13 protein-coding genes are annotated in these 19,241 nt (G+C 61.3%); 7 read left to right on the top strand and 6 right to left on the bottom strand.

The genetic code is table 11. The features are described 5' to 3' along the window. Position 1: 1 nt before the first annotated feature. Positions 2-2,008: an AMP-binding protein gene (locus F0185_RS19925; RefSeq protein WP_167227330.1), complete on the bottom strand. Its 2,007-nt coding sequence runs from the start codon at positions 2,006-2,008 to the stop codon at positions 2-4. A gap of 351 nt (positions 2,009-2,359) precedes the next feature. On the opposite strand from F0185_RS19925, the gene F0185_RS19920 reads away from it, so the two are divergent. From F0185_RS19920 to F0185_RS19910, 3 genes are all read left to right on the top strand, one after another. Then, positions 2,360-4,810 (top strand): penicillin acylase family protein, encoded by a 2,451-nt coding sequence (locus F0185_RS19920; RefSeq protein ID WP_167227328.1) that lies wholly within the window; start codon positions 2,360-2,362, stop codon positions 4,808-4,810. Beyond that, positions 4,807-6,495 (top strand): cyclic peptide export ABC transporter, encoded by a 1,689-nt coding sequence (locus F0185_RS19915; protein WP_167227327.1) that lies wholly within the window; start codon positions 4,807-4,809, stop codon positions 6,493-6,495. The genes F0185_RS19920 and F0185_RS19915 overlap by 4 nt, the downstream gene beginning before the upstream one ends. Positions 6,496-6,575: 80 nt before the next feature. Then, positions 6,576-7,085 (top strand): VOC family protein, encoded by a 510-nt coding sequence (locus tag F0185_RS19910; RefSeq protein ID WP_167227325.1) that lies wholly within the window; start codon positions 6,576-6,578, stop codon positions 7,083-7,085. Positions 7,086-7,191: 106 nt separating this feature from the next. Here the strand turns inward: F0185_RS19910 and F0185_RS19905 are convergent, their stop codons facing one another. After that, positions 7,192-9,342 (bottom strand): TonB-dependent receptor plug domain-containing protein, encoded by a 2,151-nt coding sequence (locus F0185_RS19905; RefSeq protein WP_167227323.1) that lies wholly within the window; start codon positions 9,340-9,342, stop codon positions 7,192-7,194. Positions 9,343-9,616: 274 nt separating this feature from the next. Here F0185_RS19905 and F0185_RS19900 point away from each other — a divergent pair, with 274 nt between their 5' ends. Further along, positions 9,617-10,393, top strand: a complete 777-nt coding sequence (locus tag F0185_RS19900; RefSeq protein ID WP_167227321.1) for a thioesterase II family protein — start codon at positions 9,617-9,619, stop codon at positions 10,391-10,393. 271 nt (positions 10,394-10,664) lie between these two features. Here F0185_RS19900 and F0185_RS19895 read toward each other — a convergent pair whose 3' ends face one another. Then, a complete protein-coding gene (locus F0185_RS19895; RefSeq protein ID WP_167227319.1) occupies positions 10,665-11,696 on the bottom strand; it encodes a zinc-dependent alcohol dehydrogenase in 1,032 nt (343 codons plus the stop codon). 384 nt (positions 11,697-12,080) lie between these two features. Between F0185_RS19895 and F0185_RS19890 the strand changes: the two genes are divergently transcribed. Then, entirely contained in the window at positions 12,081-13,847 is a 1,767-nt protein-coding gene (locus F0185_RS19890) for an oleate hydratase (RefSeq protein ID WP_167227318.1), read from the top strand. 170 nt (positions 13,848-14,017) lie between these two features. Continuing rightward, the gene (locus F0185_RS19885; RefSeq protein WP_167227316.1) at positions 14,018-14,872 is read left to right on the top strand and encodes a Crp/Fnr family transcriptional regulator; all 855 of its coding nucleotides are present in this window, start codon (positions 14,018-14,020) and stop codon (positions 14,870-14,872) included. Positions 14,873-15,021: 149 nt separating this feature from the next. On the opposite strand, the gene guaA is transcribed toward F0185_RS19885, so the two are convergent. Both guaA and guaB read right to left on the bottom strand, forming a co-directional pair. Beyond that, positions 15,022-16,632 carry a glutamine-hydrolyzing GMP synthase gene (gene guaA / locus F0185_RS19880; protein ID WP_167227314.1) on the bottom strand — a complete coding sequence of 537 codons (1,611 nt, stop codon included), beginning with the start codon at positions 16,630-16,632 and terminating at the stop codon, positions 15,022-15,024. A gap of 119 nt (positions 16,633-16,751) precedes the next feature. After that, entirely contained in the window at positions 16,752-18,215 is a 1,464-nt protein-coding gene (gene guaB / locus F0185_RS19875) for an IMP dehydrogenase (protein ID WP_166884105.1), read from the bottom strand. Positions 18,216-18,368: 153 nt separating this feature from the next. Between guaB and F0185_RS19870 the strand changes: the two genes are divergently transcribed. Then, the gene (locus tag F0185_RS19870) at positions 18,369-18,890 is read left to right on the top strand and encodes a DUF4124 domain-containing protein (protein ID WP_167227312.1); all 522 of its coding nucleotides are present in this window, start codon (positions 18,369-18,371) and stop codon (positions 18,888-18,890) included. Positions 18,891-18,909: 19 nt separating this feature from the next. On the opposite strand, the gene F0185_RS19865 is transcribed toward F0185_RS19870, so the two are convergent. Then, a complete protein-coding gene (locus F0185_RS19865) occupies positions 18,910-19,239 on the bottom strand; it encodes an RnfH family protein (protein WP_370664039.1) in 330 nt (109 codons plus the stop codon). Positions 19,240-19,241: the final 2 nt, after the last annotated feature.

Genomic DNA, 19,241 nt, shown 5'->3' with positions numbered 1-19,241 from the left:
ATTACACTTCGAACGATTCGATCTGATCCTGCAAAGCGTCGATCTTGAGCGAAATCTCTTCCACGGTACGCGCCTCGAATAACTGATGCAGAGTCAGTCCATCTGCGCGCGGAGAAAAGGCAGCATGCAGCCGGATCAACATTTGCGATGCCGACAGCGAGTGCGCACCCAGCAAGAACAGGTCGACGTTCGCTGCCACGTTCGGCAGTTGCAGTACGTCGGCCGCGATGGCGGCCACCGTCACTTCCGTCACGCCCGCCGGGGCGCGGCCTGGCTCAGCGAGCAACCGCTGTTCGGCATGCCAACTCCACAGATAGGCCAGCGAGCCGGCGCTGTACAACTTGCGGCATTCGCTGCGCTGGATTTTCCCGCTCGAGGTGCGCGGCAGCTGCCCGGCCTTGAGCAAGCACATTGCTTCGAGCCGCATCACGCCATGCTCATCGGCCAACGCTTCACGCACGCGCTCCTCCAGCCCGGCGGCAACGGGTGCCGCGCGCGAGTCGAGTTCCTGGAAAATCACGAGGTGCTCGCCGTCGTCACGTTCGACCGAAAAGGCCGCGCACGCATCGGGACGGAATGCCGCGTCAAGCGCCTCGACGCTCGCCTCTATATCCTGCGGAAACAAATTACGACCATCGAACACCAGCACTTCTTTCGAGCGGCCAACGATAAACAGATGATCCTCCGCCATGAATCCGAGGTCGCCGCTGCGCAGGAAATGTCCACCAATCCCGTCGATGGAAGCGCCGAAGACCGCCTGGCTTTCTTCCGGCTTGCGCCAGTAACCGTGCGCCACCGACGCACCCCGGATCCAGATCTCGCCGACCCGGCCGCAGGGCAATGCCTGCCGGGTGTCGGGGTCGACAATCGCAAAGCGTGGCGCTTGCTTCTCATCCGCGCCGACCGCAACGAACTCGAGCGACTGGGCCTGGTCCACGCAAGGCAGGGCCACACCACGCCCCAAGGCATCCCGATCAACCCGCATTACCTTCGGCAAGGCATTGCTGACGCGCGCGGTTGCGGCGCAGACCAGAAGCGTCGATTCGGCCAGTCCGTAGGCGGGCGTGAACGCTTCCGGCCGAAATCCGCAAGCGGCGAAAGCCTGGGCGAATGCCGAAAGCGTTTCTGGGCGCACCCTCTCGGCGCCACTGACAGCGACCTCGAGAACACTCAAGTCCAAACCGGACTTCTGCTCAGGTGTTACCTTGCGCGCGCACAGTTCATAAGCAAAATTTGGCGCGCCGGTCATCTTCGCGCGGTAGTCCGAGATCGCCTTCAGCCAACGGTAGGGCCGCATCAGGAAAGCGGCGGGAGCGAAGTGCACGCAGTGGGCGCCGACGAAGACCGGCAGCAAAATCCCGCCAACCAGTCCAAAGTCGTGATGCGGAGGCAGCCATGACACCATCACGTCGCCCGACTGCAAACCGTACGTGCGCTGGCTAAGGCTGGAATTGGCAAGCAGGTTCGCGTGGCTGATTTCCACCCCCTTGGGCGCACCAGTCGACCCCGATGAATATTGGATGAATGCGAGTGCATTACCGTTATCGTCATGACCTGGATGACGCCAGGCAGGTCCGGCCATGAGCAAGGGCGCGAGCGGGAACCAGGCAACGTCTTGCCCCAGAGGCAAAGCGGCGGAGTGCGCGTATCGGTCAATGATCTTTTCATCGGAAAGAATCAAGCGCGGGGCTACGTCGGCAGCAATGTTTCGTAAACGCGGCAGATGACGCGGATTTGACGGCGGCAACGCCGGCACGGCGATCACGCCGGCGTACAGGCAAGCAAAAAAACCGATGATGTAGTCCAGCCCGGGAGGCAGAACCAGTAACACCCGGTCTCCAGGCGCCGTGCGCGCCTGTAAATGCCCTGCAACCGTGCGCGCCGCCAGGTCTAACGCTGAAAATGTCACGCTCGCAGTGCCGCCCTCACCCTCCCCCAGGAAAGTAAAAGCGGTGCTCAAAGGTTTTTCGGTGGCCCGGCTTTGCAATACATCGGCAATTGAATTCATGACGCTTTAGGGACAGGAATAATGATGGTGTGCTTGGCAGTTCGGAATCGGATTCGTCGGTGGCGATCCGCGCGTACGGATTAATCCGGCGTGGCGCCGGGAATGCGCGTTCGCGCATGTCGCCGACCCGATTGAGGGAATGGCCGGATCGGGCAAAGGAGCAGCAGTCTTGCAAGCATTGAACGACCTCTCGCGAAAAAGATGCGCCAGTATATCCTTATAGCCAACAATATCAATTGATTATTTTTAACATTTACTTCACCATATTGGATAGACAAGCAAAACCATCCCGCCGCGCGCATCACGCGCTGCTTCGGCAGGCAAATCCGCTCAACCCGCCCAGGAATTTTTTTGAAAAACGCTCATCCCCTGCTCAAGCGCCTGCTGATCCTGATCGTCTTGCCGGCCTGCCTGGCCGGCGCGGGCGGAGTCTATGTGCTGCGCCTCAGCTTGGCGCAACAGTCGGGGACAATCCAGGTGCCAGGACTTGACGCGGCCGTATCCATTGAACGCGATCCCAGCGGGGTGCCGCATATCAGCGCCACATCCGACCACGATGTGTTTTTTGCAATGGGCTATGTGCACGCCCAGGATCGTCTGTGGCAGCTGGAATTGCAGCGTCGTACATCACAGGGCCGGCTGAGCGAGGTCTTCGGACGCTCGATGATCAGCAATGATGTCTGGTTACGCACGCTGGGTATCCAGGAATCGGCCAAGGCATCCTGGAACAGCCTGGGCAACGATGCGAAGGCATCGTTGACCGCGTATGCGAATGGCGTGAACGCATGGATCGACAGCCATCCCAACCTGCCTCCGGAGTTTTTACTGACGGGCACGCCGATGCAGCGCTGGGATCCCATCGATTCATTGGCGTGGACTAAGATTTTTGCCTTGAACCTTGCCGGCAACCTCAATCTGGAAATGACCCGCTATCTGGCAGGCGCCGCATTGACGTCACAGGAGCAACAATTCTTGTTTCCGACAACGGTGACCGCTAGCGCGCGCGCGTCGGCCACGCCGCAGGCCACGGCGGCCCAGATCGCGGAGCTCGGTAATATGAACAAGGCCTTCCAGCAAGCGCTTGGCATCGGAGGGCGCTACGCCGGCAGCAATGCCTGGGCGATCTCGGGAACCTTGGGCAAGGATCGTCACGCCCTGCTGGCAGGCGACCCTCACTTGAGTCTGCAAATCCCCTCGCTCTGGTATCCCGTCACCCAACGCGGGGCACGCCTCGATTCCGCGGGCATGAGCCTGGTGGGCTTGCCCCTCGTGGTCTTCGGCCGCAACGCCCAGATCGCCTGGACAGGGACTAACTTGCCTGCCGACACCCAAGATCTGTACTTCGAACAAGTCGATCCTTCGACCCCTTCGCGCTACCGTACGGGCGAGACATGGGAAACGTTTCGCTACCGGAAGGAGACGATTCACGTCAAACCCGACTTCCCGACGGCTTTGCGCACCCCGATCGCGCCCATCGCATTGACGATCCGGCATACACGCCACGGCCCGGTGGTCAGCGATGCGCTCGGGCTACTGGGCCAGCCGATCGCGCTGCAATGGACGGCGCTCAGTGCCGACGATACAACCTATGAATCATTTTTTCGGCTGAACTATGCCGCCGACTGGCGTGGCTTCAATGACGCGCTGCGCAGCCACGTCGCCCCCACCATGAACATGCTCTATGCCGACAATGGCGGCAACATCGGCTACATCGGCGCGGGCCGCATACCGATGCGCGCCAAGGGCGACGGCGCAGCGCCGGTGCCGGGTTGGAGCGACGAGTACAACTGGCAGCGCTACATCCCGTTCGACGAACTGCCGCGCCGCTATAACCCACCGGCAGGGTATATCGTCTCGGCCAACGACAACCTCCTGGAACCGGGCTATCCTTACTTTATATCCAACGACTGGGCGCCGCCAGGCCGGGCCCAGCGCATCGCCCAACTGATCGAGGAACGGCGCAGCCATGCCGGCGGCTTGACAATGGACGACATGCAGACCATGCAAGCGGACCTCGTCAGCGTATCCGCCCTCAAGGTGCTGCCGCTACTCAAGCAATTTCCCCCACGAACCCCGCAGCAAGCGCAGGCGCTGGCTTTTCTCAACACATGGAAAGGCGCCATGACCGTGGACAGCCAGGCGGCATCCATCTTCAACGTTTGGATGATGCACCTGCGCAAACGCCTTTTCGCCAAGAAACTGCAGGGCGACTGGAATCAACGCGGCGTCGCGCACTATCTCGACGCTTTTGTTGCCGACACCTCATTGGAGCAGGTGCGGGCCGCGCTCACCGACCCAACCCAGACATGGTGCGCGCCGCAACCGGCCGTAGCGCCCGCATCCTGCACCAGCCTGATGTCGCTCGCGCTGGACGATGCAATTTTGCAGTTGACCAAACTGGGAGGTGCGGACATGCGTGGATGGACCTGGGGCAGCCTGCATGGCAGCGTTTACCGCCACGTGCCGTTCAGCAACGTCAAACCGCTGAATGCGTACTTTGAAAAGCGTATCGAAAGCGGTGGCTCGGAGGACACGATCGACGTCGCGAACTATGTGTTTCATGCGGCGGACGGCTATCAGAAAACGTTTGGCGCCGGCTTCCGGCAAATCATGGCGCTGTCGCCGGATCGCGGCCACCTGTATATGAACTCCACAGGCCAATCGGGCAATATCATCAGCCAGCACTATGCCGATATGGTCCAGCCGTTTCAAGAGGCACAATTGCGCGCCATGCGGCCGCGATCGCAGTTGAGCATACTCACCCTGTCGCCCCGTGCGCCGCGTCAGGAGACGGGCCAATGAACCTGTTCGACGCGTTGGGGAAAAAAGCCCCGAACAAGGTTTTCTTCTCGATGCTGCTGGGCTCTCTGGCTGGCTTCTGCTATGCCTTCCTGATCCCATTGGTCATCAGTTCTTTGTCGAGCGAGACCGAGGGCCTGGCCGCGGCGGAAAGTACGACACGCACCATCTTATTCGTCGAGGTCAGCCATGCTGGTTTCGCCGCCATCTTCCTGTCCATGTGCTTGTTCATTCTATTCGCAAGGACGCTTTCGCGCGTCATCCTGGCGCGCGTCGCCATGGATATCAGCTCGCAATTGCGGATCGAACTGTGCGAGCGGATCTTGAGCGCTTCCGTGGCGGCGCTGGAACAGCTGGGTCCGGCCCGCTTGCATGCACTGCTGACAGAAGATGTTCGACGTATTGTGATGGGTGGCCAGGCGCTGCCGGCACTGCTGACCAATCTGGTCACGCTGGTCGGTATGCTCGGTTTTCTGTTGTACCTCAATGTCGCGGCGTTCAAGCTGGTCCTATGCGCCATTGCCTGCGGGATTATCACCTACCAGGTTCCGATCTATTTTGCGCGGCGCATGTATATGCGCTCGCGCCAGCTCTTTGATACCACCCAGGAAGCTGTGCGCGGGATTATCTTCGGGATGAAAGAGCTCAAACTCAATGCCCGACGCAGGGAACAGTATCTGGAGCAGGTTTTGCACGCGCACGAGAGCGCTTTACTGCAAACGGACAAGCGTATCGCCACGATCTATATCGGCGCGGCCAGCTATGGTGATCTGATCTGTTTTTTCGTGATCGGCATCGTCGCCTTCGTTTTTGTTAACTATCACGCGGTCAGCAACGCGGACTTGCTCGCCATCTTCATGACCTTACTCTACGTCGCCGGGCCGGTTGCCGCGATTATCGTCGCCCTGCCCGAAATTGCGGTGGCGAAGGCGTCGCTGCGCAATGTCCAAAATGTCTTCAAGCATATTGCGCCGGAAAATACGGCGCCTGCCCCTGTCCAACTGCACTGGGACGTCATCACCTGCTCGGCGCTGGAGTACGCGCACCCGGCCAGCGAACACGTGGATCGATTTTCGATCGGCCCGATTGACCTGAGCATCGCCAAAGGACAGATTACGTTTATCGTCGGGGGCAACGGTTCGGGCAAGTCAACCCTCGGGAAAATTCTTACACTGCACTACGCCCCGACCAAGGGCACTCTTCAGTTCGGCACAGCGCCGGTCGGCGATGCCACCCGCGAGAGCTTACGCCAGCACATTGCCGCAGTCTTCACGGACTATTATCTGTTCGATCGCGTATTCGACTTCCCCGGGGCAGATGAAGACCAACTGCGCGCGTACCTGCGCGCGCTCGACATGGATAACAAAGTAAAGATCACCAACGGCAAATTCTCAACGCTTGCACTGTCGGACGGGCAACGCAAACGTCTGGCGCTGCTTGTTGCGCTCCTGGAGGACAGGGATTTGTACGTTTTCGACGAATGGGCGGCCGATCAAGATCCCGTCTTCAAGGAAGTCTTTTATAGAAAGATTTTGCCGGATCTGCGCGGGCGGAACAAGGCCATTGTCGTCATCAGCCACGATGATCGCTACTTCGACATTGCCGACCGCCTCGTCATCATGGAAAGCGGACAGGTTCGCGAGATCCGCGATAAGCCGCGCGTGCCCGCTTTCGCCATCGCGGAATAACCGTAGAGGTATGAAATTAACCGCATTTGCGGCCTGTATTCGACCGCCATCCCCACCTATTGATACAAGGTTCTCCGTTCATGAAAAACGTCGCGCATCAGCTTGCCCCTGCCAAATCGAAATTCCATAAAATCGACCATATTGCCATTGCCGTGCGCGACCTGGAGGAAGGAATCGACTTTTTTGTGAACGTGCTTGGTTTTGAACTGAAGCGTAAGCGCACGATCACCGGGCAGCGCAGCGGCATGCTCTCGGCCGAGATCGAACACAATGGGATCAAGTTCGTGTTGTGTCAGGGCACTGATCCGCAGTCGCAAGTGTCGCGCCTGATCGACAATTTTGGTCCGGGTGTTGCGCACATCGCGCTGGCGGTCGATAGCGCCGAGGCAGCCAGCCAACAAATGGCATTGCAGGGTCTGCAGTTTGATACGTCTGTCATTCACGGCGCCGGGCTGCGCCAGGTCTTTTCCACACGCGACAAGAATTCAGGCTTGAGTTTCGAATTTATTGAGCGCAATGGCGAAGAGGGTTTTCTGGAAGAAAACGTCAATGAGCTGTTTGCCCAGCTGGAAAAATCCGGGGCCTATTAGCCTCCATGGCGACTGTCCAGCGCCCATGCGGCGCCCTGGACAGGATTGCCCGCCAAGGCGCGCCAGCATCCGCCCAGGTGAGCACCGGGCGACTGGTTCACAACGATCAGAAGACCGTTTCCAAGGTAATGCGCAGCAAGGGGGAAACCGGATATTCGGTGGACAGCTGATGGCTCCCCGAACCATCCCGATACCCATTAACGAATCGATATGATTGACCAAGCAGGTTCATGACGGAAAGGCGCGCCTGGTAGCGCGGATTGAGCTTCCAGAGCGCATACAGATCCAGGTCGCGCCGGACGGTCGCATAGGTAAATTGGGTCCGCGAAATTTGGAGCGGTCCGCCGTTACTGAAGGTAAAAGTGCCACCCGCGCTAAAAGTCGGACTGGCTTGATAATCCAAGCCGGTGGTGGCCGAAACCGGTGTCTGATCGGCGAAGCGGTTATCCGGACCGGGCACCTGGTCCACGCTTGACCAATTGCGCGCCAGGCTGAAACGCACGTCGATGGCCGGAGCTTGATTCCACATCAACTTCAAAGGGAATTTCGTTTCGATTTCCACGCCATGGGTACGGGCCCGTCCATCGTTAGTCGGCGCCAGCACCCACCGCTCGCCGTTGAAACGGAGATTGGGGCGGATAAAGTCATCAATGCGCTTGGTGTACGCCGAAATACTGATGAGTGAGTCTTCTGTGAAGTAATGTTCGTAGGACGCATCCAGTCCCCATGCCAGTTCTGGTTTCAGGAGGGGGTTGCCACTCAGATCCGGTGTAACGCTGCTATTTTCCAGGGCGCGGACCAGGCGCGGAACCAACTGCGCCGGTTCTACGGCCTTGTAGGTACGGCTCAGGGCCAGGCGCACCTGGTCCTTGTCACTATTCGGCAGTTTCCACAGCGTCTGCAGGATCGGGCTGATCACATTCGAACGGTTTTCAACCGGAGAGAAATCGTTTCCTGTGCTGCGCGTGCGAATCGACTCCCAGCGCAGGCCGAGGTAGAAGGAAAGTTTTGGGTCAATCGTCCACTCGTCCTGCGCGAAGAGCGCTGCCCGATCAACGACAGAGCGGTATTGCGTGGCGTCGCTGAGCGCCTGCCCGAGCTGCCGTTCAGTACGGAGTTGGGTTTCATGGCGCTTGGTGCGCGCCAGGTCCCAGCCTGCCACAAACGTATGCTTGTCGATGAGCTGGGTCCTGTATTTTCCGCCGAACGTCCCGCCCGACTGCCGTTCATCGACAGTGCTGATGCGATCCAACACGGTCGCACCATTTCCACCGAATCCCAGCTCCGCGAAGCGCGCATCCCCGTCCAACAGCGTGCCTCCGCCTTTTAGCTCGAGTTGCGATTGCGGATCGATACGACGCGTCCAGGTCAGATCCGACTTCAATAAAGTCTGATCCACGCGGGAGTTGAGCTTGTCCCGCAGGATCTGGGGCGGCTCCCCGAGTTCAATATTCCAACTGCGCGGAGCATTGCGCGTGACGCGCGAGAAATTGAACAGCGATTGCGACACGAGCGTGCTTCCGCCATCGAGCGCCCATTGCAGGCGCGGCGCGAGCGACATCATGCGCCGCTGCGTGGCGTCCGCGCGCGTCGCGCGTCGCAATGCCGTGAGATGTCCCTGCCCATCGTCCTCTTGCTCGACTATGTCGGGATCTTGATTAAAATTGAGTGCATTGAAGTTCGCGCCCACCGAATAAGAAAAATCTTTCAGTTTGTCCGCAATCATCAGGCTCGAATTGAGCGTCTTTGCCACATCCGCCGTACCCAGTGTCACCTTTGCCTCGCGTCGTCCGGCCTTGACGCTCTTGCGCAGAATGATATTAATGCTCCCGGCAATCGCCTGGGTACTTGTATCGGCTGTCGCGGTGCGCGAAATTTCGATTTTCTCAATCAAGGAAGGCGCCAGCGAGTCAATACTGAAACCCGGAGTCGCTGCTTCGCCGTTGATCAGGATCTGTGTGTAACCATTGCCTAAACCGCGCATACGGATCCCGCCGCCCTGCCCCGGCGCCCCGTCCAGGGTAATGCCCGCCTGGCGCTTAAGCACATCGGTTAGCGAGGTATCGCCATATTTCGCAATCTCAGCCTCGGTCACCACGACTTTGGCAGCGGTATCGTCCCTGCGTGCATTGTATTTGCCTGCCTCACCCTTGATTTCCACGGATTGCGGCGTAGCTTGCGGGGCATCGGCGGCGTAAGCGGGACAGGCGAGCAAAGCGGGAAGTGCGGCAAACGCGCACGCGCGATAGTTTGGCATAGGTTTCTGCGATCGGGCCGGAACCGATTAACGCAATTGTCGATAATGGGCTGCGAAGAATATCACAGCTATTTATCTTTATGAAAAGATTCTGCAAAAGGTAAGGCTGCCATACGGACAACTTTCTCTACGGAGTTGGCGTCCCAAAAAAATGGCGCGAGCCACCCCGGTTTCGCCAGGAATCTCCTATACAATTGCCAATCTTTCCACAAAATCAAGGATGGACGGACTTACCATTGCACCCAGATTTTCAACGACCATGAGGGAACTATTTATGCCAATGCTGGATCCATCGCTGATCGTCCGACGCTCAGCCAACGCGCGCATCCGCTTGTTTTGCATTCCTTTCGCCGGTGGTAGCGCCGCTGCTTTCGCGCCATGGCAGGCAAAGATGGGACAGGAAATTGAAGTCTGCAGCTTCCAGCTTCCCGGTCGCGGCGGTCGCATCGCGGAACCCGCGGTCAGCTCCTTGCCCCGCCTGGTAGCCGACTTGGCACGCGTGATCGCGCAGCAATCGGACCTGCCATTTGCCATCTTCGGGCACAGCATGGGCGCGCTCCTTGCCTTTGAATTGACGCGCTACTTAGTCAGTCACAAGATGGCGCTTCCCGAGCACCTGTTCCTGTCCGGCTGTGCGGCGCCGGGCCACCGCACGCCCGGGCGCAATGTCAGCCGTTTGGCCGATGAAGAACTGATCGCAACGCTTGCGAGCTACAACGGCACGCCGCCCGAACTGTTGGCCAATCGGGAATTGATGGAGCTCGTCTTGCCGACCATCCGTGCCGATTTCGCCCTGGTCGAGGGCTATCTGTACGTTCCCGGCCCTATTTTGTCTACGCCGGTCAGCGTCTTTGGCGGTATGCGCGATGAACACGTCAACGCCGTCAAAGCGCAAGCCTGGCATGAGCATACCAGCGGAAAATTCGAGCTGACCTGGTTTCCGGGAGACCACTTTTTCATTCAACAGGACAGCACCGCGGTGATTGAGAAGACGTCCGCAAGCTTACGGCGAATTGTTGAACTTCGCGATCGAGCCCTGGTGGCGACCTAGAACGACAACGCGGAGAAGTTGTTCTTTATGTATGTGTCAATGGCAGTGGGCATGGGTCAGTCGCAGTACAAAAAAATAGCGGTAACGTCAAACTCGATCCGCAGCCCGGCAACCCGCTGCACTGCCTTGTGTCGGGCAAGGCCAGTGAGCTGGCGGGCGTACTGACGCGGCGCTGAGGTCCGCGCATTCAGAGACGACGCAGTCCAGGACCGAAGCGCCGCCCCGCGCCCCCACAGCGGCATCACCGGCGATGCCGCCGCCAAAGCGGGCGTCAGGCGCCGAAGTCGAGTACCACACGCGACGGCACGTCGCCGCGCTTGAGGCGGTCAAAAACGTCATTGATGGCCGACAGTGGCTGCAACTCGATATCGGCCTTGACCTTGCCGTCCAGCGCAAAGGCCAGCGCCTCGGCCATGTCGAGCCGGCTGCCGACAAACGAGCCGCGGATCGTAATGCAGTTGGCCACCACATCGAACAGCGGCGTCGGAAATTCCCCCGCAGGCAAGCCGACTAACACGCACGTGCCGAACTTGCGCGTCATGCCCACGCCCTGCCGGAACGCCACCAGCGAAGGCGCCGTGATCAGCACGCCGTGCGCGCCGCCGCCGGTCACGCTTTTCACCATGTCGATAGCGTCGGCTTTGCGCGCATCGACCATCGCGTCGGCGCCCAGCCGTGCCGCGTGCGCCAGCTTGCCTTCATCGATATCGACCGCGCAGACGCGCAAACCCATGGCCTTGGCATACTGCACCGCCAGGTGGCCCAAGCCGCCGATGCCGGAAATGACGATCCACTGCCCTGGCCTGGCCTGCGTTTCCTTGATGCCCTTGTAGGAGGTGATACCGGCGCAGATCAGCGGCGCCGCGTCGCGCGCCGCCAGGCCCGCCGGGATATGCGCCACATAATTCGGATCGGCCACGATGTACTCGGCGAAGCCGCCGTTTTTGCTGAAGCCGCCAAACTGGGCGTCGGCGCATACCGGCTCATGCCCGGCAAGACAGTGTTCGCAGTGCCCGCATGCCGAGTAGAGCCAGGGCACGCCGACCCGGTCGCCTTCTTTGACTGCCGTGACGCCCGCACCGAGTGCGGTGACGATGCCGATGCCCTCGTGCCCCGGAATAAACGGCAGCGCAGGCTTGATCGGCCAGTCGCCGCTGGCGGCGTGCAGGTCGGTATGGCAAACGCCGCACGCCTCGGTCTTGACCAGGATCTGGCCGGGCCCGGGTCCGGGAATGGCCACGTCCCTCAACACCAGTGCTTGTCCATATTGCTCGACGAAAGCGGCCTGCATGGTTTTTGACATGAATTACTCCTGAGATGAATTGCCTTGACGCAAATGCGTCGAAGGTCGGGTGAACCGGGGACCAGTCGGTTCGACGACATGGCCGGGCAAGGTGCGCCGGACGCGTCGATAGTGCGCCCGCGATCGCGATTGCTGTGCGTGGCGCCGCGCTTTGGCCGCTTTTTGCGGCGAAAAAACGGCCGCGCGCGAACAATACGGGCGCGGACGGTCCGCACGGGGTCGAAAGCGCGCAAACACACTGACAGCCCGAGTGGCCACGCGCAAGCTGTGGCGACACCGCCGCGCCTTGTGCGATCGCAGGCACGGTGCAAGGCGCGATCAGCGCAGCCTGTCCGGCAAGCGTCGCTTGGCCGGCAGTGCAAACAACACGACAAGGGAACAGACATGCATTACAGCAGCGGAAATTATGAAGCCTTCGTACGTCCGCGCAAGGCCGCGGGCGCCGACAACAAGTCGGCGTGGTTCGTCGGCTCGGGGCTGGCCAGCCTGGCCGGCGCCGCCTTCCTGATCCGCGACGCGGGCGTGGCCGGTCAACGCATCACCATCCTCGAACAGCAAGACATCGCGGGCGGCGCGCTCGATGGCCTGAAGGTGCCCGAGAAGGGCTTCGTCATCCGCGGCGGACGGGAAATGGAACAACATTTCGAATGCCTGTGGGATCTGTACCGCTCGATTCCCTCGCTCGAGATCGAAGGCGCCAGTGTCCTCGACGAGTTCTATCGTCTCGACAGGGACGATCCGAATGTGTCGCTGCAGCGGGTCACGCAGGACTGCGGCGGCGATGTCGCCGACAAGGCGCTGCTGACCTTGAATGAACGGGCACAAAAGAATCTGCTCTCGGTGTTCTTGGCCAGTCATGAATCCATGGAAAACAAACGCATCGACGAGGTGTTCGGCGCGGATTTCCTGTCAAGCAATTTCTGGCTGTACTGGCGCACCATGTTCGCGTTCGAGGAGTGGCATTCCGCCCTCGAAATGAAACTGTATCTGCACCGCTTCATCCATCATATCGGCGGTCTTGCCGATTTTTCTTCGCTTAAATTCAACCGCTACAACCAGTACGAATCGATGGTGCTGCCGCTGGTGAAATGGCTGCACGAACACGGCGTCGTTTTCCGTTACGGGGTCGAGGTCACCGATGTACAGTTCGACATCGCGCCCGGGCGCAAGCAGGCGACCAGGATCGACTGGCGCGAACACGGCGTCGCCGGCGGCGTCGACCTCGGCGCCGACGACCTGCTTTTCGTCACCATCGGCTCCCTGACGGAAAATTCCGACAATGGCGACCACCATACGCCAGCCAGACTCAATGAGGGGCCGGCGCCGGCCTGGGACCTGTGGCGGCGCATCGCGGCAAAGGATGGGGCGTTCGGCCGGCCCGACGTGTTCGGCGCGCACATCGCCCAGACCAAGTGGGAATCGGCCACCATCACCACGCTCGATGCGCGCATTCCTCCCTACATCGAGAAAATCGCCAAGCGCGATCCGTTCAGCGGCAAGGTTGTCACCGCCGGGATCGTCACGGTCAAGGATTCGGCCTGGCTGATGAGCTGGACCATGAGCCGCCAGCCGCACTTCAAGCAGCAGCCGAAACACCAGCTGGTCGGCTGGCTGTACGCGCTGTTCGTCGACGTGCCGGGCGACTACGTCAAAAAGCCCATGCAAGATTGCAGCGGCGAAGAAATCACCCAGGAATGGCTGTACCACCTGGGCGTACCGGTCGAGGATATTGCCGAGCTCGCTGCCACGGCCGCCAGCACGGTGCCGGTCATGATGCCCTACATCACCGCCTTCTTCATGCCGCGCCAGGCCGGCGACCGGCCCGCCATCGTGCCGGCGGATGCCGCCAACTTCGCCTTCATCGGCCAGTTTGCCCAGACCCGCGAGCGCGACTGCATTTTCACCACCGAATACTCGGTGCGCACGGCGATGGAAGCGGTCTACACCCTGCTCGATGTCGAGCGCGGGGTGCCGGAAGTGTTCAATTCGACCTATGACATCCGCACCTTGCTGGCGGCGGTGACGCCACTGCGCGATGGCAAGCAGCTCGACATTCCGGGGCCGGCCTTCGTGCGCGAGTATTTCCTGAGAAAGCTGGAGGGAACAGAAATCAGCGATCTGCTCAAGGAGTTCAAACTGATCGCGGACTGAACGCGGGCGCGCCGGGGCGGCTCCCGCCTGCCGGGACCGGCGCGCAAGGGCGCCTTGCCAGGGCGTTGGCGCGAGAATGAATGTGCGCCAGCGCACGGACTTATTGACCACACAAGCACAAGGTGATGGTTTGCGCACGGTCGCGTGCGCCACCTATCAGGAACATTGCCATGCTTACCATACTGAGTCCGACCAAAAATCGCCTTCTGGCCGAACTCGAGCGCGCCGAGTATCACCGCTTGTCGCCCTATCTGGAACTGATCGCCCTCGAGCGCGGCGATGTGCTGTACCAGGTGGACGGCAAAATGGACTACGTCTATTTCCCGGTCACGGCAACCATGTCGATCGACTATCTGCTGGAAAACGGCGGCACGTCGGAAATCAATCGGGTCGGCAATGAAGGCATGCTCGGCGTCCCCTTGTTCATGGGCGGCGACAGGTCCGCCGGTCGCGCCGTCGTGCAGACCAGCGGCTACGCCTACCGGCTCAGCGCGGCGCGACTGATGGCGGAGTTCTACCACAAGGGACCATTGCTGCGCCTGCTGCTGCGCTATGCCCAGGCGCGCCTGATGCAGGTCTCGCAGCTGGCGGCATGCAACAGCCACCACAGCACCAAGCAGCGCCTGTGCCGCTATTTGCTGCAAATGCTCGATCGCTCATCATCGAACGAGCTGGCCGCAACGCAGGAGGAAATCGGCGGCATCATCGGGGTGCGCCGCGAAGGCGTGACCGATGCCGCCCGCTGGCTGCAGGAACTGGGCATCATCCGCTGGCGCCGCGGCCATGTCACCGTTCTCAGCCGCAGCGGCTTGCACGCGCATGTCTGCGAGTGCTATGACGTCGTGTGCCACGCCACCGCGCTGCTGCTACCGGACCTGACGGCCAGTTCAGCCCATCTTCCCGGCATCTGGCGCGCCAGCGGCGCCCTGCCACCCTACCAATTCAAGGACGAGCGCCGCCACGCGCACGGCGGCGAACACGCCGCAGCGCCCCATTCAGGCCAGGCCGAGCTGGCGTTCTTGTAGCGGGCGAGCGGCCGACAGGGGAAGCGGCGACCCCGCCTTCTACTGCCGACCCCTGCCATCCAGGCGAAAAAAAGCCCCTGGAATCAGAGGCTCCTTACTGGCTTAGTACGCGTTTAGTGCCCGCGCCTGCCGGCCCGGGCACGACATCATCACTCCCACTCGATGGTCGCCGGTGGCTTGCCGGAAATATCATAAACCACGCGATTGATTCCGCGCACTTCATTGATGATCCTGTTGGAAACTTTGCCCAGCAAGCTGTGCGGCAAGTGCGCCCATTGCGCCGTCATGAAGTCCAGCGTTTGCACCGCGCGCAGCGCCACCACGTATTCATAGGTGCGGCCATCGCCCATCACGCCCACCGATTTCACCGGCAGGAACACGGCGAACGCCTGGCTGGTCGCTTCGTACCAGTTCTTCGGCGCCGCGCCGGCGTCGATGCTTTCCAGCGCCGGCAGCTCGCACGGGGTATTGCGCAGTTCTTCGATGAAGATCGCGTCGGCCTGGCGCAACAGGTCGGCAAACTCTTTCTTCACTTCACCAAGAATCCGCACGCCCAGGCCCGGACCCGGGAATGGATGGCGGTACACCATATCGTGCGGCAAGCCGAGCGCCACGCCGAGTTTGCGGACTTCATCCTTGAACAGCTCGCGCAGCGGTTCGAGCAGTTTCAGGTTCAGGGTTTCCGGCAGGCCGCCCACGTTGTGGTGGCTCTTGATGGTCTGCCCCTTCTTGCCCTTGCCGGCGCTTTCGATGACGTCCGGATAAATCGTGCCCTGGGCCAGCCACTTGGCGTTCTTCAGCTTGCCCGCTTCGACCTGGAACACTTCGACGAACTCGCGTCCGATGATCTTGCGCTTGGCTTCCGGATCGGCCACGCCGGCCAGGTGACCGAGGAACTGTTCTTCGGCATCGATGCGCAGCACTTTGACGCCGAGGTTCTTGGCGAACATGTCCATCACCATCTTGCCCTCGTTCAGGCGCAGCAGGCCGTGGTCGACGAACACGCAGGTGAGCTGGTCGCCGATGGCGCGGTGGATCAGCGCCGCCGCCACGCTCGAATCGACCCCGCCCGACAGGCCGAGGATGACGTCGTCGCTGCCGACCTGTTCGCGGATCTTGGCCACCGCTTCACTGATGTAGTCGGGCATGTTCCATTCCGACTTGCAGCCGCAGATTTCATGCACGAAGCGGCCGATGATCGCCTTGCCCTGCGCCGTGTGGGTCACTTCCGGATGGAACTGCAGCGCGTAAAAGCGACGTTCCTCGTCGGCCATGGCGGCCACCGGGCAGCTCGGGGTGTCGCCCATCAGCTTGAAGCCGGGCGGCATGTCGAGGACTTTGTCGCCGTGGCTCATCCACACCTTGAGCATGCCGTGGCCTTCGTCGGTGACGAAGTCGTTGATGCCGTTGAGAAGCGCGGTATGGCTGCGCGCGCGAACTTCGGCATAGCCGAATTCGCGCACCAGGCCGTTTTCGACCTTGCCGCCCAGCTGGGCCGCCATGGTTTGCATGCCGTAGCAAATGCCGAGCACGGGCACGCCGAGTTCGAACACGGCCTGCGGCGCGCGCGGGGCGTCGCCTTCCAGGGTGGAACTGTGGCTGCCCGACAGGATCACGCCGGCGGCGCCGTAGTTGCGCACAAATTCGTCGCTGACGTCATACGGAAATACTTCGGAGAACACACCGGCGTCGCGCACGCGGCGGGCGATCAGCTGGGTGACTTGGGAACCGAAATCGAGGATGAGAATTTTAGAGTGCATGGAGGGCCAGGAGAAATTGCAAAATTGGTGCCGATTGGTGTCACTACGCGGCGCTCGCGGGCAACGGACGCCCGCGCTGCGAACAACGCGGCGATCCGGTCGCCGCGTTGTGTGTGCCTTTACTCGCCGGAACGGTAGTTCGGCGCTTCCTTGGTGATCTGCACGTCGTGCACGTGCGATTCGCGCATGCCGGCCGAGGTGATCTCGACAAACTCCGCTTTTTCGCGCAGCTCGTCGATGGAGGCGCAACCGCAGTAACCCATCGACTGGCGCACGCCGCCGACCAGCTGGTAAATGATCGCCAGCACGCTGCCCTTGTAGGCGACGCGGCCTTCGATGCCTTCCGGGACGAACTTGTCGGCCTTGGCCGCCGCGTCCTGGAAGTAACGGTCGGCCGAGCCGTCCGCCATCGCGCCCAGCGAACCCATGCCACGGTACGACTTGTAGCTGCGGCCCTGGTACAGGATCACTTCGCCCGGCGCTTCTTCGGTGCCGGCGAACATGGAGCCCATCATCACGCTCGATGCGCCCGCCGCCAGTGCCTTGGAAATATCGCCCGAGAAGCGGATGCCGCCATCGGCGATGCATGGCACCCCGGTGCCGGCCAGCGCTTCGGCCACGTTGGAAATGGCGGTGATCTGCGGCACGCCGACGCCGGCGACGATGCGGGTGGTGCAGATCGAGCCCGGGCCGATGCCGACCTTGACCGCGTCCGCGCCGTGTTCCACCAGCGCCAGCGCGGCGGCCGCCGTGGCGATGTTGCCGCCGATGACGTCCACGTGCGGGAAGCGCACCTTGATCCACTTCACGCGGTCGAGGATGCCTTGCGAATGGCCGTGGGCGGTGTCGACCACCAGCACGTCCACGCCGGCGGCGACCAGCAGCTCGATGCGCTCTTCGTCGCGGGCGCTGACGCCGACGGCGGCGCCGACCAGCAGCTTGCCCTGCGCATCTTTCGAGGCGAACGGGTGCTCGTGCGACTTCTGGATATCCTTGACGGTGATCAGGCCACGCAGTTCGAATTCGTCGTTGACGACCAGCACGCGCTCGAGGCGGTGCTTGTTCATCAGGCGCTTCGCTTCGGCCGTGTCGGCGTCTTCCTTGACGTAGACCAGCTTGTCGCGCGGGGTCATCTTCTCGCGCGCTTCGGCGTCGAGCTCTTCTTCAAAGCGCAAGTCGCGGTTGGTGATGATGCCGACCACGGTCTTGCCTTCGACGACAGGGAAGCCGCTGATGCCGTACTGCTCGGTCAGGGCGATCACGTCGCGGATCTTCATGCTCGGCGGGATCGTGATCGGATCGCGCAGCACGCCGGCCTCGAAACGTTTTACGCGCGCTACTTCGCGGGCCTGGTCCTTGGGCGACAGATTCTTGTGAATGATGCCGATCCCGCCTTCCTGCGCCATGGCAATGGCAAGGCGCGCCTCGGTGACCGTATCCATCGCTGCCGACAGCAAGGGAATGTTCAAGGCGATATTACGGGTCAGGCGGGTCTTGAGGGAGGTGTCGGCTGGGAGGACATTCGAGTAAGCCGGGACGAGCAGCACATCATCGAACGTGAGTGCTTTTTGAAGTAGACGCATAGCATTTTCCTATTGGCGCAAAAGTGAATTATACAGAAGTTCCCGTGCGCCGTCTCGTGAAGCCCTCAAAATGCCCGGAATCCCGCCAAGTTCGTTGACAAGCCGGACAAATCACGGTGAAATCGGGGATTGATTACTAACGGAAAGATTCACATGGCCAACCTTATCGCAAAACGAACATTGCAGCTGCTGGCCGGAGGCGCGCTGATGCTGTTCGCCTCTGTGTCCTACGCGCAATACGTATGGGTCGACGCCAATGGCACCAAGCAATTCTCGGATCGTCCGCCACCACCGGGCATCCCGGCCAAGAACATCCTCAAGCAGCCGGGCGGCAGCGCGGCCAAAGCCGGCGAGGCCCCTGCGATCAGCGTCCCGAGCACGACGCCCGCCGCCGCCGACGACAAGGTGCCGCCAAGCCTGGCCGACCGCGAAGCGGACTACCGCAAGCGCGCCAAGGCCAAGGAAGAGGCGGACAAGAAGGCTGGCACCGCGGCGGCCGACAAGGCCCGCAACAAGGCTGCCTGCGAAGGCGCGCGCACCTACAAGCGCAACCTCGACCAGGGCACGCGCGTGACCACCACCGACAAGAATGGCGACGCGTCGTACATGGACGACGCCCAGCGCGCGGCCGAAGTGGCGCGCGCCAACAAAAACATCGCCCAGGCCTGCAAATAGGCGTTGCGGGCGCGGCGGCTCAGGTCGGCTGCGCCTTCTTTTCGGCCCGCTTGCGGCGCGATTCCTTGGGGTCGGCCACCAGCGGCCGGTAGATTTCGATGCGGTCGCGCGGGCGCAGCACGGTGTCCAGCGGTTTTTTCTTGCCGTACAGGCCCACCGGCTGGAGCGCCAGGTCGATCCCCGGAATCGCCTCGAGCACGCCGCTGCGGATGATCGCCTGTTCGATCGTACAGCCCTGCTCCACCGTCAGCTCCCGCAGGTACTCGCGCAGGGAGGTGGCGTAGCAGACCTCGACGGTGAACGTCCCGCCCGCCGGATCAGGCTTGGCATCAACCACGGAATCAGCCACGG

The organism is Massilia rubra, assembly GCF_011682065.1.
GTDB lineage: Bacteria > Pseudomonadota > Gammaproteobacteria > Burkholderiales > Burkholderiaceae_D > Telluria_A > Telluria_A rubra.
This window is presented reverse-complemented; position numbering and strand designations above follow the sequence as displayed.